Origin of the sequence: Mesorhizobium sp. M7D.F.Ca.US.004.03.1.1, assembly GCF_003998635.1 — a bacterium.
Taxonomy (GTDB): Bacteria; Pseudomonadota; Alphaproteobacteria; order Rhizobiales; family Rhizobiaceae; genus Mesorhizobium; species Mesorhizobium loti.
This window is the reverse complement of the sequence record NZ_RZQG01000048.1, coordinates 1-15,807: the sequence shown is the minus strand read 5'-3', so window position 1 is coordinate 15,807 and position 15,807 is coordinate 1. Positions and strand designations below refer to the sequence as shown.

Below are 15,807 nucleotides of genomic sequence, written 5' to 3'. Positions count from 1 at the left end.
GCATTCGCCGGCGTTGAAGAAGCCGCCGAACACCGCCGCGTCGGCGGCCGCTTCGAGGTCGGCGTCGGGGAAGACGATCTGGCCGTTCTTGCCGCCAAGCTCCATCGAGACTTTCTTCAGCGATTGCGCAGCCGAGGCCATCGTCATCTTGCCGACCCGGGTGGAGCCGGTGAATGACACCATCTCGACCAGGGGATGGCCGACCATCGGCGCACCGACATCGGCGCCAAGGCCGGCGAGGATGTTGACGACGCCGGCGGGCAGGCCGGCCTGCATCAGGATATCGCCGAGCACGAAGGTCGAGGCTGAGGTCATTTCGCTCGGCTTGACGACGGCCGTGCAGCCGGCGGCAAGCGCGAAGGGCAGTTTCTGGCTGACGATGAGGAACGGGAAATTCCACGGCGTGATGATCGAGACGACGCCGATCGGTTCGCGCAGCACGACGCCCAGCATGGCGTCGCCGAGATTGGCGTAGGATTCTCCATGCAGTGTGCGGGCAAGCGAGGCGGCATAGCGCCAGATGTCGACGGCGCCACCGATCTCGCCGCGTGCCTGGGCGATCGGCTTGCCGGATTCCAGCGCGTCGAGCCGGGCGATGTCTTCCAGCCGCGCCTCGATCAGGTCGGCCGCCTTGAGCAGGATCGCGGCGCGCTCGGCAGCCTTGATGCGCGGCCATGGGCCGGTCTCGAAAGCCCTGTGCGCGGCCTGCATTGCGGCTTCCACTTCGGCCTCGCCGGCCTGCGCATAGTGCGAAACGGTGAAGCCGTGGCCGGGGCTCTGGCGCGCAATCGTACGGCCGTCGCGGGCATCGACATGCTTGCCGTCGATCAGCAGCTTGTACCCCTTCGGCGCCTGGGACGCCTCGGCCGGCATGGAAATCTTGAGGGGTGCGTTCATGTGTTTCCTCTAGGATCTCGAAAAGGCCGGCTTCTGCTTGGCCTTGAAGGCACCGACACCGGCCTTGAGGTCGCCGGTCATGGCGATGAAGCCGCTGGCCAGCGCTTCCGTGGCGGCGGCGCTTTCCTCACCTTCGGCGACCGCGATCATCAGCTTGGCGGCTTCCGTCGCCAGCGGTCCGCGCTCGGCGATCTTTTCGGCCCAGGCCTTGGCTTCGTCATGTGCCTTGCCGGTCTCGACCACCCGATCGACCACGCCCAGGGCCAGCGCTTCAGCCGCGAGAAGGATCTCGCCGCCCAACGCCATGCGCCGCACCGTCTGCGCGCCGAAACGGCGCACGGCGCGCTGCGTTCCGGACCAGCCCGGCACGACACCGATCGAGGTTTCGGGGAAGCCCAATTTCACCTGTGTCTCCGCCACGCGGAAATCACAAGCCACAGCCAGTTCCAGGCCGCCGCCCAGCGCATGGCCGGACAAAACGGCGATGGTCGGCTGCCGCAACCGCGCCAGCCGGTCGAAGACGCGGTGGCCGTAGCGCACCCATTGCACCTGGAAATCGGCGGCACTCATCTGCGCCCACGCCTCGACATCACCGCCGGCGCAAAAGCCCTTGCCTTCGCCGCGCAGCAGCACGACGCGCACGCCGTCCGCGCCCTCGGCCGCGTCGAGCGCTGTCTCCAGCGCGCGCAGCATCGGGATGTCGAGCGCGTTGAATTTCTCTGGCCGGCGCAACGTGACGATGCCGATGGCGCCATCCTGTTCGAAGGTGACTAGAGACTCAGCCATACGCCCCTCCGAGCGAGGCGCCGCCATTCAGCGATAGGCCGATCGGCTGGTCCAGGTAGAGAGCTCCCGGTGTCGTCTTGAGGTCCTTGGCAACGCCCAACGGAATTTCCGACTGCGCTAGCACATCGCGCTGCAGATCGATGCCCGGGGCGAGTTCGGTGACGACCAGACCTTCCGGCGTCAGCTTCATCACGCAGCGCTCGGTGACATAGGTGATGTCCTGTCCCTGCGCGACCGCCCGCTTGCCCGAAAACGAGATGTGCTCGACCTCCGCGACGACCTTCTTGACCTTGCCCTCCTGGTCGATGCGGATGCCGCCATCGGCCAATGAGAGTTTTGCCCCGGCGTTGAAGAAGCCGGAGAAGACGATCTTCTTCGCCCGTGCGGTGATGTCGACAAAGCCGCCGGCGCCGGCCGTCACATGCGGCCGTGCCGAAAGTTTCGAGACGTTGACCGAGCCATGGCGGTCGATCTGCAGGAAGGACAACAGCGAGGCATCGAAGCCGCCGGCCTGGAAGTAGATGAACTGGTGTGGCGAGGGCATGAAGGCGTCGGCGTTCGACGAACAGCCGAATTTGAAGTCGAGCAGCGGCACGCCGCCGACCGCGCCCTGTTCGATCACCCAGGTGACCTTGCCGTGCTGGCCTTCCTCGAGAAGGATGCGCGGCACATTGGCCGAGATGCCGAAGCCGATGTTGACGGCCATGCCGTCGCGCAACTCCATGGCGACGCGGCGCGCGATCACCTTCTGGACGTTCATCTCGGCGTTGCGGAAACTCGACAGCGGCCGGAAGATTTCTCCGGAGATCGCCGGGTCGTAGGATGTCAGCGTCGTCTGCAATTGGTCGGGCGCGACGACGATGTGGTCGACCAGGACGCCGGGCACGCGCACGTCATGCGGTTTCAGCGTGCCGTTCTCGACGACGCGCTTGACCTGCGCGATGACGACACCGCCATTGTTGCGGGCGGCGAGCGCCTGTTCGAGGCCGCCGAGATAGGCGCCCTCATGCTCATAGGTGAGGTTGCCGCGCTCGTCAGCCGACGTGGCGCGGATGATCGAGACCTGCGGGACGATGGAACGGAAATAGAGCCATTCCTCGCCGTCGAACTGCTGCACCGAGACGATCGGTTCGCTGGCGGCGGCGTTCATGGCGCAGCCCTGGTGGCGCGGGTCGGCGAAGGTGTCGAGGCCGACCTTGGTCAGCACGCCCGGCCGCTTGGCGGCGGCCTCGCGGTGCATGTCGAACAGGATGCCGGACGGCACGTTGTAGGCGGCGACCGAATTGTCGCCGATCATCTTCCAGATCTGCGGCGGTTCGGAAGAGGAGGGGCCGGACGGGTAGGAGCCGCACAAAGTGCGCTTCAGCAGGCCGGGCTTGGCCAAATGGTCGATACCCCTAATGCCATACATGTCGCCGGCGGCGATCGGGTGCAGCGTGGTGATGTTCTTTGGATGGCCTTCGGCGTCGAAGCGTTCGCCGATCGCGGCCAGCACGGCGTCGGGGCAGCCGAGGCCGCTCGACGACGACACGGATACGACCATGCCGTCCTTGATCAGGCCCGCTGCCTGCGCTGCCGAAACGATCTTGCTCAATTCATGCTCCCGAGTTTCGGGTCGATCTTGACGGCCTTGCCGGAACTGGCCGATTGAAGTGCCGCCTCGGCTGATGCCAGCGACCAGATGCCGTCCTCTCCGGTGGCGGCAGGGTGGCCCTGGCCGCTGATCGCGGCATGGAACTGGTGCACAGATCTTGTGTAGAGATCATCGCGGTCGAAGCTCAGTTGTTCCTCGCCCTTGGCAGTGCGCAACAGCACCAAACCGTCGGGCTTCTGGGTCATCACATTGCTGGCGATCAGCGAGCCTTCCGAACCGTGCACCTCGAAGCCGGTGCCGGCGAATTTGGTGGTGAAGCCCTCATGCGACTGGGCGATGACGCCCGATTTGAAGCGCCAGATGCACACGGCGCCATCCTCCAGGCCGCTGCCGGCCATGCCGGCCGACTGCGTGAAGCAGGACACCTCTACCGGGTCGTCGCCGAGCACGAAGCGCAGCGTGTCGGCGTCATGCACGGTGATGTCGAGCACCACGCCGCCGCCCGCCTCGGGCCTAGTGATGCGCCAGCCCTGCAGATTTTCAGGCAGATAGACGGAATGGAAGACGCGCGCGGCGATCGGCTTGCCGATGCGGCCGGCGGCGGTGGCGTCCCGCATGGCGCGGTGCGCGCCGGCGTTGCGCAGATGATGATTGGTGCCGAGCACGATGCCGGCAGCCTTGGCGGCGGTTACCATCTTTCGGGCATCGGCACTGGTCAGCGCCAGCGGCTTTTCGCACAGCACGTGCTTTCCAGCCTTGATGGCAGCGAGCGCCTGCTCGAGGTGCAATTCGTTGGTGGTTGAGATGTAGACGGCGTCGATGTCGGCGCCGAGCAGGGCATCAAGCGTCGAGACGGCAAGCGGAATGTTGTTTTCCCCGGCATAGGCGGTGGCGCGCTCCGGGCTGGAGCTCATCACCGCGGCGATCTCGCCATTGCCTTGCGCGCGGATGGCGCTGATCATGAACTGTCTGGCGATCGTGCTGGCGCCGATCAACCCCCATCTGACGCTCATGCCGCGCCCCCCGAACCTGCAGGCCTGTTTCGGGTGCGGCGATCCGGGCCACAGCTTTCCCTGACCACGAGATTGACCGCGCCGATATGATCCTCGGCCCGCGTGGTGCGCGACTGGATCATTTTCAGCATGACATGCGCAGCGCGTTCGCCAAGGCCCGCCGAGTCCACCGCGACGCTGGTCAGAGCCGGCATGTAGTGCTCGGCCTCGACCACATCGTCGAAGCCGACGACGGCGAAATCAGCTCCCGGCTCAAGCCCGCGCTTGCGCAGCGCCAGCATGGCGCCAAAGGCAACCGCGTCGTTGAAGCACAGGGCCGCGGTCGGCGGTTCAGCCATTGCGAGAGCGGTTTCCAGGCACGCAATGCCACCTTTGCGGCTGGTCTCGCCCTCGAAGATCAGTATGTCGCGGGCGGCGATGCCAAGCGTCTCGCAGGCCTCACGAAAGCCACCCAGCCGTTCGTGATAGACCACGAGGTCGGACGAGCCGCCGAAGAAGGCCAGCCGGCGATGCCCCTTGCCGATGAGATGGGCGGCGGCAAGATAGGCGCCGCGATGATTGTCGGGCGCGATCACCGGGATGCGGCTTTCCGGCAGCCGGCGCATGGCGAAGACGACCGGCACGCCCGCCGTCTCGATCCGCCGGAAGGCGCCCGGCGTCGTGCCGCGTGCCGGTGACACGATGAGGCCGGCGACGCCTTGCTCCATCAGCGATTTCAGCACTTCTTCCTGGCGCACCGGATTTTCCGCCGTGTTGGCGATGAACGGCACGATGCCGGCCGACTGGAAGACGCGTTCCATGCCGACCGCCAGTTCCGCGAAAAAAGGATTGGTGAGATCGTTGATGACCATGCCGATGACGTTCGAATGAGCCTTGCGCAGATTGGCGGCGCCGCGATTGTAGACGTACCCGACATCCTCGATCGCCTTGCGAACCTTGCTTGTCGTCTCAGGCCGGATCAGCCCGCTGCCCTGGAGCACAAGCGATACCGTCGATTTGGACACGCCTGCTTGACGGGCGATGTCGAATATCGTCGCCTTGGCTCGGCTGGCCATCCAGATGCATCCTCCCAGCTTCATGATCAAAATCTATTGGAACGTTCTAATCATCGGTTCGATCCTGAGTCAATCAGGATTTTCTCTCAGCCTGGAAGATCGATGGTACGTACTAAAATGACATAGCCTGCAAGGCTTTCCCTGTTGCGATGCAGCATTTGCCTGTGAATGAGCTCTGAATCTTAAAGGTTCTTGATTTATTGGAACGTTCCATTTATAGGCGCGGCAAAGGGAGAGATCGATGGACATTTCCTTGCCTGGTGAGGGTGGCGGCAGCGAACGCTACACGCTGGTCGGCAAACCCGTGCAGCCGGTGATCGGGGCGCGGTTTTCGCGCATCGCCTATGCCGCAGCACACGTCGTTGCCGATCCGCTTGCGATGACCGATCCGTGGTCCAGGCCGGTGGTCGACTGGGACAGGACGATGGCGTTTCGGCGCCATCTGTGGCGGCTCGGCTTCCGCATCGCCGAGGCGATGGACACGTCGCAGCGCGGCATGGGTTTCGACTGGGCAAATGCACAGCAACTGATCCGCCGCTCGATCGCCGAGGCGCGCACCGTTGCCGGCGCCGATCTCGCTTCGGGCGCCGGGACCGACCATCTGGCGCCGAGCGCCGCCAAAACAATCGACGACGTCATCAAGGCCTATGAAGAGCAGTTTGCCTTCATCGAAGGGCTCGGTGGCAAGGCGATCATGATGGCCAGCCGGGCGTTGGCAGCGGTGGCCAAGGGCCCGGATGACTATGTCAGCGTCTACGACCGCATCCTGTCCCAGGCCTCCGGCAAGGTCATCCTGCATTGGCTGGGCGACATGTTCGATCCGGCGCTCAGGGGCTATTGGGGCAGCAGCGATTTCGAGACCGCGCTCGACACAGTGGTTGCCATTATCGAACGCCACGCCGGCAAGGTTGAGGGGATAAAAATCTCGCTGCTCGATGCCGGCAAGGAGGTTGCGCTCAGGAACCGCCTGCCGGACGGCGTCGTCATGTTCACCGGCGACGACTTCAACTATCCCGAACTGATCGCCGGCGACGAGAAAAGACATTCGCATGCGCTGCTCGGCATTTTCGACGCCATCGCGCCAGTCGCCAACGCAGCACTGGCGAAGCTGGCGGAGAGGGAACGAGCCGGCTATGACGCATTGATGGCGCCGACCGTGCCGCTATCGCGAAAAATCTTCGAGGCGCCGACCGAGTACTACAAGGCCGGCATCGTCTTCATGGCCTGGTTGAATGGCCATCAGGACCATTTTGCGATGGTCGGCGGCATGCAGTCGGCGCGCGGCATTGTTCATTATACCGATGTTTTCCGCCTTGCTGACCAGGCAGGATTGCTGGCCGATCCGGAGCTGGCGGTTGCCAGAATGAAGAGTCTTTGCGCCGTGGCGGGCGTTTGAGCCGGGAGGATTCCCTCGCGGATATGACGTCCTGGCTTCTAACGCCGTCGCCACAGCCAAAAAGGCGCGATCGCCTCATCTGGATGAAAAATGGGCTTGGTCGACCTTCCCAGGTCGCCAGGTGGCATCCCCACAGGATCATGGTTCGCCAGGTCGAGAAGCAGCGGCCAAAGCCGATCCGGATCGACAGTTTCGGCCGACATGGTGTGTGGCTTGTTCTCGTGGGCAACAAGCCAGTGCAGTGCCTGAACCAGTCCCAGTCCCTCGGCTGTCTTGTGCTGCCAGAGATTGTCGCCGACAGAAGACAGGACACGGGCCAGCGACGTCCAGCCTTGCAGGGTAAACATGGCGTAGTGCCTGGGGCGCGTTCGGGACAGTTCCCTGGGCAATGAACCGTCGGCCGCGACCTGGGCCGCGAGTCTCTCCCGAGCATAAAGGCCGATCTTGGCCAGCATGGCGCTGTCGCCAAGAAATGTGGCGATCGATGCCCGCTGCAAATCGTAGAACGTCCCTTGATTGCTGCTGCTGTAGAAGGCGGTTGCGGCTGCCGGCGCGATGTCCAGCCATTCGCAGTAGGAACCGAGCCAGGCTCTGAACGCCCTGCGATCCTCATCGCCCAGCACTCCTGTTCGCTCGATCAGGCGCACGGCATCCAGGAAGAAATAGAAATCCTTCAGTTCGATGATGCCGTAGCCGGACCCTTCATTGTCGTCGTGGCCCGACCGCACCTGCGCATAGCGCAAATGCGGATTCATTCTTGTCCTGGGATCGATAAACCATGCGCGGATGAGCCTCGCGGCGTGGACGGCATAGTGATGTCCACCAAGCACGGTTGCGGCCAGCGCAAGCACGGTTGTGTCGTCGAAGACGCGCTGCAAGCGCGTACGATCGTGGGCTTCGCTTCCTGCTTCATACAATGCCGTGCCGGGCACGCGTTCGCCATCGCGCTGAACATAAGGCAGGCCATCGGGTCTGTCGGGGTCGGGCCACCAATAGGGCGCTGGGTGAAAATAGTCCTGGGGGTCTCCGCTGGGGGCCAGGCCAGCCTTGTCGAGCACGCTGAACGGACCGCGGGCAAGCGCCTGGCCGGCCGCGGCTTCGAGATGGCGCAGGATGGTCGTGTCCTTCACCGCATGGGCCAGGGCGTCTTCGTCATAAAAAGTTAGGCGGGAAGCATCAAGCCGAGCGGCGATCGCTCTGGCGTCGCATTGATCGACCATGTCGACGATCGCCTGGTCGCGGCTGACCAGGCGCGCGACGAAGCCGGTCTTGCCGATCTCCAGATGCGAGCGCCCTGAATCCAGACGCGCCACCCAGCCCGCTTTCTGGAACAGCCCGGCATCCGCTGCCCGGGCCGGGCGTGGAAAATCCCAGGCGTCGTCGCGGTAGCGATCCCAGGAGCCGGGAACCCCCAACCTCCACAGCATCTCGATTTTCGGGCGCCTTCCGTAGCCATAGTTTTCGTCGAACAGATGCGTGGTATCGGCTCGAAATATGATCTGCGGCTCTTCCTCGGCCGGCGGCTGGAAACCCTGGTCCAGCAGAAGCGCGTTGTCGACAATGCGCGCCATGGGCACCACAGCGTATGGAAGGTGCGGGTTTTTCTCGATCGCGGACCGTATCCGCTGGAACGCAGACCCTGCCAGGTAGCAGTTCCCGTCCCAGGGCATCAGCCATTTTGCCTTGCCGCGGGCAATCGCCAGCGCGGCGTTGCGAGCTCCATTGTTGTTCATCACATAGAGGTTCTTGCTGCGGCGAATGTACGTTTCGTAACGCCCGGACTGTGCTCCGCTCGCCCGGCCTTTCTCCGAGAATCTGAGGTCGCCGGCAGCAAGCCGATCGACGTCCCAGGATATCTTCCGGTACGCATCGAGCTCGAAGGGGATTGTGTGAAAATTCTGGAGGCGGCTTTCGAGCAGGCCGATGATCCGGGCTTCCTCGTCGGTGTCGACTATCCGGTTGACGATCCAGAATTTTTCGCATCCCTCGAAGGCCGGTTCGTTTTCCAGGATGAACAGCACGTTGTCGTATGACTGGCCTTTGCGGTGTCGCGGTTCCAGATCGTTGCCGATGATCCGGATGAGCATGAAGGTGTCGGCAATCCGCGAGATCGCCGACGCCGCGTAAGTTTCGCGGGCCGCCTCGATCCGCTTGCCGAGGCCGCGTCGGTATTCAACGTTCTGCTTTGCCGAAATGAGCGCGCTGCTCAATGTCGACCACGGTGATTGCAATTGGGTGCGCACGCGTTTCAGTTCGCGATAGATCTTCGGCCAGGGCGACAGCTTTGCCTTTCCAGGCCGTGAAGTCATGGCAGCATGTCGGGAGCCCAGGTCCCGATCGCCGCCTTGGGGACGCGCGCAATTTCGCCAACCATTCCGATTTCGGTGCTGGACCATTTCTGATGGTGAGGTGACCGAGCCCTGCATAGTCCAACGCGATCAATCATGGAAAATTCTCTCGCATGCAACGTTGCGAATGTCCTGCTTACGGTTTCACGGCATCGATGACGGCAGGTTTGCCAGGTAACGCCGACAAGACAATGCGATAAATCAAATCCGAAAACCACATAGCATGGCAAATGCCGCAGCATCGGCGATGTGCCTTATGGCGAAGGCAAGCTCGCAAAGATTTTCACGGGTGATCGCAATTTTCTTTTGAACCAATTTCTCCCGAGGCGCGACCAAGCGGTGTGTCCAAACATGGTCCATCCAGGAGAACGTCTCATGTTTACTGTTTCAAGAAACGTCCTTTTGGCCGCCATCGCCGTTTCGGTGCTGGCCGGCTGCAAGACAACCGCTCCCAGGGAATGCGACAAGCTGAAGCCTGGAGTGACCTACAACGGCAAATGCTGCGGTATCGGCGAGCCTTGTCGCGAAGGCAAGGGCCGCACGCCGGACAGGCCGGGAAATACACCCGATCCAGAGCCGCAATGATCTGATCGACTGTGGCCTGTTCCGGTCAACGCCGGGACGGGCGCGTTGCGCTCGAAAAGCTCGCCAATATCCAGCTTCCCTTGGGGCGAACGAAATCGTCCAACTCTGGCGAGCCGGCCAGGATGTCGATCTAAGTCTAATTGTCTGGATTGGATGGTGGGCGTGACAGGGATTGAACCTGTGACCCCTGCAATGTCAATGCAGTGCTCTCCCGCTGAGCTACACGCCCATCCGAAGCCGCGCATACACCATTTTTGATCCAGCGCGTCAATAGCAGGAAAAAGGAAAGAAGGCGTCGTCTCGCCGCAGCGGCGAACAGGCACTGATCCTAAAGCGCACCGCGCTTTAGGTCTTTGTTTCATTCATGTCGTTTTCCCAAAACCGGGATCGCTTTTGGGCGACATGTATTGGCTTGGAAGCGGCTCAGGCCGCCTGCAGCATCTTCTCGACCTCGTTGACGAGGTCGCGCAGGTGGAACGGCTTCGATAGCACCTTGGCGTCTTTCGGCGCCTTGGAATCCGGATTCAGCGCAACGGCGGCGAAACCGGTGATGAACATGACTTTCAAATCAGGATCGATCTCGGTGGCGCGCCGCGCCAGTTCGATGCCGTCCATCTCCGGCATGACGATGTCGGTCAACAGCAGCGAGAACGGCTCCTCGCGCAGCCGCTCATAGGCGCTGGCGCCATTGTCGAAATCGCTGACCTGGTAACCGGCGCGCTCCAGCGCCTTGACGAGGAACCGACGCATATCGTCGTCGTCTTCCGCCAGAAGAATGCGTGCCATGATATCCCGTCCGAATCACCCGCCCGAGATTGCCGTTGGGCAAGCCCGTTAACCATCCTGTATATGAGGAGGTGAGGGTAAACATCAAGTGAACGACGACGGCGATGATCCATATTTGCCCGGCGGCGTGGCCGCTGAAATGCTGGACAGGCGGCCAGCAAGGTGGCACTTTCACATCATGATGCACTGGTGTTTTCGGGTTCGCTCAAATTGAAGACGGCAGCCGAGGATTTTTCGGTCTTTCCACCCTTCGAAATCCGGTCGGGCGCCGAGCAACGCGTCCCCTTCCTCTTCAACTCACCGCATAGCGGCCGCTACTATCCCGAACGCTTCCTTGCCATGGCAAGGCTGGACCGCAACGCCATCCGCCGGTCGGAAGACTGTTACGTCGATGAGCTGTTCGGCGGCGCCGTCGCGCTCGGCGCGCCGCTGCTGGCGGCGAATTTCCCGAGGGCCTATCTCGACGTCAACCGCGAGCCGTGGGAACTCGATCCGCGTATGTTCGCCGAGCCGGTGCCGTCCTTCTGCAACATCCGCTCGGCGCGGGTGGCGGGCGGGCTTGGCACGGTGCCGAAGCTGGTCGGCGAGGGGCTCGACATCTATTCCGGCCGCCTGCCGCTGGCCGAAGCGGTCGCCCGCATCGAGGCCGTCTACAAACCCTATCACGAGACGCTGAAACGGCTTTTGACCAGAACCCATGCGCGTTTCGGCTTTGCCGTGCTGATCGACTGTCATTCGATGCCGGCGAGCATTCGTGTCGGCGACAGCGGCCTGCGGCCCGACTTCATCATCGGCGACCGTTTCGGCATCTCGGCCACCGCCGCCCTGACCGACACCGCGATCGGCCTGCTCACCGCCATGGGCTATACGGTTGCCCACAACAAACCCTATGCCGGCGGCTTCATCACCGAACACTATGGTCGCCCGGCGCGCCATCTGCATGCGCTGCAGATCGAGGTCAATCGCGGGCTCTACATGAACGAGCGGACATTCGAGAAGGCCGCCGGCTTCGACGCGCTGGCCGACGATCTGACGCGATTTTCAGCCGACCTGATGTCGATGCCCGACCACCATTTCATCGATCTGCCGCTGGCGGCGGAGTGAGTTGGAAATCGCTGCGTAAAAAAAGACCGCATCGTTTGCACGATACGGTCGAAGTCTAGGGAGGAAACGCCCAAGGAGGGCATGGACAGGAGAACCTGTCCGAGGTCGAGGGTATTGTGCGCTGCACAAATGTCAAGCGACCTTCAGGCTTTTTTAATTCACTCTGATGTGGAAATTGCGTTTCGATGATGCTGTCGTGTCATTTTGGCAACATCTAACGCAGCGGATAAATCGATAAACACCCTTGTTTTGGGACGGAAGTGGCGGCAAAGCCCGGCTCGGGCATGCTGCAATGCAGGAGAATCAGTTGGACGTCAGCATCGATTTCATGCGTCGCATCGCGCAGGCGGCGGCGGCGGAGACCTTGCCGCGCTTTCGCAGCCAGGGCGCGGTTGCCAACAAGGAGAAGGGCAGTTTCGACCCGGTCACCGAGGCCGATCGCGAGGCCGAGCGCGCCATCCGTGCGCTGATATCGGCCGAGTATCCCGACCATGGCATTCTGGGCGAGGAGCACGGCAGCGAGAACATTTCGAGCCGGCATGTCTGGGTGATCGACCCGATCGACGGCACGCGCGCCTTCATCTCCGGACTGCCGGTGTGGGGAACTCTGGTCGGGCTGACGGTCGATGGCGACGCTGTTGCCGGCATGATGGCGCAGCCCTTCACCGGTGAGCTGTTCTACGCCAACGCCTCGGGTTCCCACTATGAAGGGCCGGGCGGGCCACGCAAGCTTTCGACGCGCAAGATGACCAATCTCGCTGAAGCGACGCTGTTCACCACCACGCCGGCGCTGTACAAGGGCGCGGCGCGCGAGCGTTACGACCAGTTGGAGAAGCAGGTCCAGCTCGCCCGTTACGGCGCCGATTGTTATGCCTTCGCCATGATCGCCTCAGGAAGCGTCGACATCGTCGCCGATCCCGGGTTGAAGCCCTATGACATCGTGGCGCTGATCCCGATCATCGAGAAGGCCGGTGGTGTCGTCACCACATTCGATGGCGGGCCGGCGGAGAAGGGCGGCGACGTGCTCGCCGCAGCAACGCCGGAGCTTCACGCAGCCGCCATGGCTGCCTTGCGCGGCTGATATCTCAGCGCTTTGTCTGACCAATTCGGACGAAATCCGCTCACTTTCCAGAAATGCGTCAGCGCGACCTTATCGAACGCTGGAATTCCGCTGGCGTGCGGCCGTAAACCTGTCTGAAGGCGGAACTGAAATGGCTGTGGCTGGAGAAGCCCAGGTCCATGCCAAGCGTGATCAGATTGTCGTAGCTGCCCAGCAGGTCGAGCGCGCGCGCCAGCCGCAGCCGCAGATGGTAGCGATAGAGCGGCATGGCCTCGACCTGCTGGAACACCTGCGTGAGATAGACCGGCGAGACGCCAACCTCGGTGGCGATTTCGGCCAGCGTCCAGCGTCGTGACAGATCCGAAGACAGCACAAGCTTGGCGCGGTCGACCAGCTTCTGCCGCCCAGCACTGGCGCCGGCGACATGCGAGGTCCGCTCGCCAAGAGAGCGCCGCACCAGCGTCAGCGCCAGGGTTTCGGCCTCGAGCGTTTCGGCGATTTTGCGGCTCAGGCTGTGGCGCAGCAAAGCCACCAAAGCCTGCGCCCGCGGGTCGATGCGCCGGCGCTGACGGCGAAAGGCCGGAGCGGCGCCGCCGGTGCGCAACTGTTCCTTCGGCGTAAGTTCAAGCAGCTGAGCCTCCTCGACGACGAGATCGAGACAGGAATCGCCGCCCTCGACGGGATGGCTGATTTGATAGGCTTCCGCCTCGTTGAAAAACAGCAACTGGTTGGCCTCGGCAACGGCATCCTGGCGGCCGACATGGCGCACGAAAACGCCGCGGTAGGGAAACACTAGGTGCGTGGCCGACGTGCACTCTTCTTCGCTCCGGTGCCGGCATTCGCCGCTGCAGACAACGTCGCGCACCCTGACGGTGCCGGTGTCGAGAAGCGGCTGCACCGTGAATTGCGACATGGCCGTTGCGATCTTCCCTTTGCGCCGGAACATTGTTCCGGCATTGCAGGGCATTCTACGCAATCGGTCGCCCATTCCTGTCAGGAGACTTCCCGACAGGCCGTTCCTCAATCCCACAACCGGCGGATGGATTCAGAGTAGGCTTCGCTTCGCGACAGGCCGATGTCCTTGAGCTGGTCGTCGGTCATTTCGAGCAGAGCGCGGCGGCTTCGGCGCCTTTCCATCTGGCGGCTGATCCAGCCAGCGGCCACAATGAAGTGTGCACCCAGGGACTGCCGCATGGTCGCGGTGCGGATTGTCGGCGCCCGTGCCGGGACAGGGCCGGCCAGGCATTGCGCCGCTGCTGTATGGTCGGGGCGCATCGCTCAGTCCTCCCTAGTGCCGGCTGCGGAGGCGCCGGCTTCGTTCAGCGCTTGCGCGCATTCCTCGCAGCAGACTTCGACGGTCTTGCCGCCGACCTTGACGCGGATCGGGTTGGCGTCCAGCTGGCAATCGCAGGCGGCGCAGGTGTTCTCGGTCATGATCTCATCTCCATGGCGTTCAGTTCGACGCGGGCAGATGAGCATTCCGCAGCGATGCGGGCTGTCAGAATCTTTAGCACTTTGCGTGCCGCGGGCGCTGGTTGGCTCACGCAACTGACAACAGGGTGTCAGTAGGCACCGGCTATGGAAGGGTCATTGCCAGAGGGAGAACCAGACATGCCGACGCACTCAACAACCAGCCGCGCCCATGACATTCCGGCGGACGGCCGCAGCGATTTCAACTTCTTCTTCGGCAATTGGGATGTCAGCCATCGAAGGCTGCAAAGACGCCTGGCGGGCGACACCAACTGGGACGTATTCGGCGGTACATGCGGGGTGCGTCCGCTGCTCGGCGGCCTCGGCAACGTCGACGACAATGTGATCGAGCTGCCGGATGGCGCCTATCGTGCCGCCACGGTGCGGACCTTCGATCCGGCGACACGGCAATGGTCGATCTGGTGGATCGATGGCCGCACCCCCCTGACCATCGACGTGCCGGTGCGCGGCGCGTTCGTCGACGGCGCCGGCACGTTCCTGTGTGAGGACGTCTTCGACGGCCGGCCGATCCAGGTTCGTTTCCTCTGGTCGGAGATCGCGCAAAACACGGCGCGCTGGGAGCAGGCCTTTTCGCAGGATGGCGGCGCGACCTGGGAGACCAACTGGATCATGGAGTTTGCCCGCCGGCCATGAACCGGCGACCGGCGCCTATCAGGCAGTCGGGTCGTCGCTGCCGGGAATGAAGGCGTCGAAGGCGGCGAGCAACTGCTCGCGGTAGATGTCGGCTTCCTGCAGGATTTCATGACGTGCGCCGTCGATCATCAGCAGCGAGCCCAGCCGCAGACGCCTGGCGTAGGCTTCCACGGCCTTGGTCGAGACGACCTGATCGGCGCCGGCGGCGATGATCAGCATGGGAACCTGAATTCTTGCCATGAACTCGGGATCGCTGACGGCTTCGGAGGCTTTCGCGGCTTCCCGCAGCCAGCGGATCGTCGGACCGCCAAGCGCTAGTTGCGGATGTTCTTCGTAGAGCCGCGTGTTGCGCCGATAGCGTACCGGGTCAGACGTCAGCTTGTTGGTCTCGAAGGGGGCCGTCACCTTCGGCCGCGGACCCCAGGCGGCATAGAGCCGGCCGAGGCCGAGAGCGCAGAACAACGAGCAGACGCGGCGAACCGTCGATATCGAGACCGGCAGATCGGGCAGTGTCAGGAAGGGCGCGATCAGCACCATGCGCCGCACGCGGTTCACCATGGACGGCGCGGCAAGCAGCGTGATCGTGGCGCCGGCAGAGTGGGCGAGGATGTAGTACGGGCCGCGGCAATCGGGCAGCACGATCTCCTCGAAAAATTGTTCGAGGTCTGCCGTATAGTCGCGGAAGCTCCTGACATAGCCGCGCTGGCGATCGCGGATCAGCCGGTCGGAATCGCCCTGGCCGCGCCAGTCGAGGGTGGCGACGCCGAAGCCGCGATCGGCAAGGTTGCGGATGGTTTCGAAATATTTCTCGATGCACTCGTTGCGGCCCGACAGGAGCACCACGGTGCCCTTCATCGGGCGAGCGACCGCGCCGAACAGGCCGTAGCGGATATTCTTGCGGTCACGCGTCGTGAAGAAGCCGCCGGTGGCGTTTTCCGGCCGCGGATTGCCCTCAATTTCGTGAAAAAGGGAGTTCTCGGTGAAAAGATCCGTCATTCGGCGCTTCGTGCTCGGCGTCTCGCATGCCCGCCTGCGCTGGCCGGCTCCGCTAAGGTGATA

Annotated in this window: 16 protein-coding genes and 1 tRNA gene; 5 read left to right on the top strand and 12 right to left on the bottom strand. The window is 63.1% G+C overall.

Going from position 1 to position 15,807, the window contains the following annotated elements; translation table 11 throughout:
• From EN935_RS05470 to EN935_RS05450, 5 genes are all read right to left on the bottom strand, one after another.
• Positions 1–897 (bottom strand): aldehyde dehydrogenase family protein (locus EN935_RS05470; RefSeq protein ID WP_127373200.1); only part of this gene is annotated, 897 nt, incomplete at its 3' end.
• 9 nt (positions 898–906) lie between these two features.
• Entirely contained in the window at positions 907–1,683 is a 777-nt protein-coding gene (locus EN935_RS05465) for an enoyl-CoA hydratase/isomerase family protein (RefSeq protein WP_109659240.1), read from the bottom strand.
• On the bottom strand, positions 1,676–3,277 hold the full coding sequence (locus EN935_RS05460) for an acyl CoA:acetate/3-ketoacid CoA transferase (RefSeq protein ID WP_127262996.1): 1,602 nt from the start codon (positions 3,275–3,277) through the stop codon (positions 1,676–1,678). The genes EN935_RS05465 and EN935_RS05460 overlap by 8 nt, the downstream gene beginning before the upstream one ends.
• Positions 3,274–4,290 carry a Gfo/Idh/MocA family oxidoreductase gene (locus EN935_RS05455; RefSeq protein WP_127262995.1) on the bottom strand — a complete coding sequence of 339 codons (1,017 nt, stop codon included), beginning with the start codon at positions 4,288–4,290 and terminating at the stop codon, positions 3,274–3,276. Before EN935_RS05455 ends, EN935_RS05460 begins: the two co-directional genes overlap by 4 nt.
• Positions 4,287–5,345 carry a LacI family DNA-binding transcriptional regulator gene (locus EN935_RS05450; RefSeq protein ID WP_127262994.1) on the bottom strand — a complete coding sequence of 353 codons (1,059 nt, stop codon included), beginning with the start codon at positions 5,343–5,345 and terminating at the stop codon, positions 4,287–4,289. The genes EN935_RS05455 and EN935_RS05450 overlap by 4 nt, the downstream gene beginning before the upstream one ends.
• A gap of 241 nt (positions 5,346–5,586) precedes the next feature.
• On the opposite strand from EN935_RS05450, the gene EN935_RS05445 reads away from it, so the two are divergent.
• On the top strand, positions 5,587–6,741 hold the full coding sequence (locus tag EN935_RS05445) for a dihydrodipicolinate synthase family protein (protein WP_127262993.1): 1,155 nt from the start codon (positions 5,587–5,589) through the stop codon (positions 6,739–6,741).
• Positions 6,742–6,779: 38 nt separating this feature from the next.
• Here EN935_RS05445 and EN935_RS05440 read toward each other — a convergent pair whose 3' ends face one another.
• Positions 6,780–9,050 carry an alginate lyase family protein gene (locus EN935_RS05440; RefSeq protein WP_127262998.1) on the bottom strand — a complete coding sequence of 757 codons (2,271 nt, stop codon included), beginning with the start codon at positions 9,048–9,050 and terminating at the stop codon, positions 6,780–6,782.
• A gap of 414 nt (positions 9,051–9,464) precedes the next feature.
• Here EN935_RS05440 and EN935_RS05435 point away from each other — a divergent pair, with 414 nt between their 5' ends.
• On the top strand, positions 9,465–9,674 hold the full coding sequence (locus EN935_RS05435) for a hypothetical protein (protein ID WP_127262992.1): 210 nt from the start codon (positions 9,465–9,467) through the stop codon (positions 9,672–9,674).
• A gap of 154 nt (positions 9,675–9,828) precedes the next feature.
• Here the strand turns inward: EN935_RS05435 and EN935_RS05430 are convergent.
• Together EN935_RS05430 and EN935_RS05425 are read right to left on the bottom strand one after the other, a co-directional pair.
• A tRNA-Val gene (locus EN935_RS05430) sits at positions 9,829–9,903 on the bottom strand.
• A 194-nt stretch (positions 9,904–10,097) separates the two neighbouring features.
• Positions 10,098–10,460, bottom strand: coding sequence for a response regulator (locus EN935_RS05425; RefSeq protein ID WP_006199474.1), 363 nt, complete (start codon positions 10,458–10,460; stop codon positions 10,098–10,100).
• 162 nt (positions 10,461–10,622) lie between these two features.
• On the opposite strand from EN935_RS05425, the gene EN935_RS05420 reads away from it, so the two are divergent.
• Both EN935_RS05420 and hisN read left to right on the top strand, forming a co-directional pair.
• A complete protein-coding gene (locus EN935_RS05420) occupies positions 10,623–11,564 on the top strand; it encodes an N-formylglutamate amidohydrolase (RefSeq protein WP_109659253.1) in 942 nt (313 codons plus the stop codon).
• 307 nt (positions 11,565–11,871) lie between these two features.
• Positions 11,872–12,645, top strand: coding sequence for a histidinol-phosphatase (gene hisN / locus EN935_RS05415; protein ID WP_127262991.1), 774 nt, complete (start codon positions 11,872–11,874; stop codon positions 12,643–12,645).
• A 58-nt stretch (positions 12,646–12,703) separates the two neighbouring features.
• Here hisN and EN935_RS05410 read toward each other — a convergent pair whose 3' ends face one another.
• The 3 genes from EN935_RS05410 to EN935_RS40685 all read right to left on the bottom strand — a co-directional run bounded on the left by EN935_RS05410 (position 12,704) and on the right by EN935_RS40685 (position 14,058).
• Positions 12,704–13,537: an AraC family transcriptional regulator gene (locus EN935_RS05410; protein ID WP_127262990.1), complete on the bottom strand. Its 834-nt coding sequence runs from the start codon at positions 13,535–13,537 to the stop codon at positions 12,704–12,706.
• Positions 13,538–13,644: 107 nt separating this feature from the next.
• Positions 13,645–13,899, bottom strand: coding sequence for a DUF1127 domain-containing protein (locus EN935_RS05405; RefSeq protein ID WP_127262989.1), 255 nt, complete (start codon positions 13,897–13,899; stop codon positions 13,645–13,647).
• Positions 13,900–13,902: 3 nt separating this feature from the next.
• Positions 13,903–14,058, bottom strand: coding sequence for a hypothetical protein (locus EN935_RS40685; RefSeq protein WP_164548773.1), 156 nt, complete (start codon positions 14,056–14,058; stop codon positions 13,903–13,905).
• Between the two features lie 177 nt (positions 14,059–14,235).
• Here EN935_RS40685 and EN935_RS05400 point away from each other — a divergent pair, with 177 nt between their 5' ends.
• Positions 14,236–14,748, top strand: coding sequence for a DUF1579 domain-containing protein (locus EN935_RS05400; protein ID WP_127262988.1), 513 nt, complete (start codon positions 14,236–14,238; stop codon positions 14,746–14,748).
• A gap of 18 nt (positions 14,749–14,766) precedes the next feature.
• Here EN935_RS05400 and EN935_RS05395 read toward each other — a convergent pair whose 3' ends face one another.
• Positions 14,767–15,744 carry an alpha/beta hydrolase gene (locus EN935_RS05395; RefSeq protein ID WP_127262987.1) on the bottom strand — a complete coding sequence of 326 codons (978 nt, stop codon included), beginning with the start codon at positions 15,742–15,744 and terminating at the stop codon, positions 14,767–14,769.
• Between the last annotated feature and the right edge of the window lie 63 nt (positions 15,745–15,807).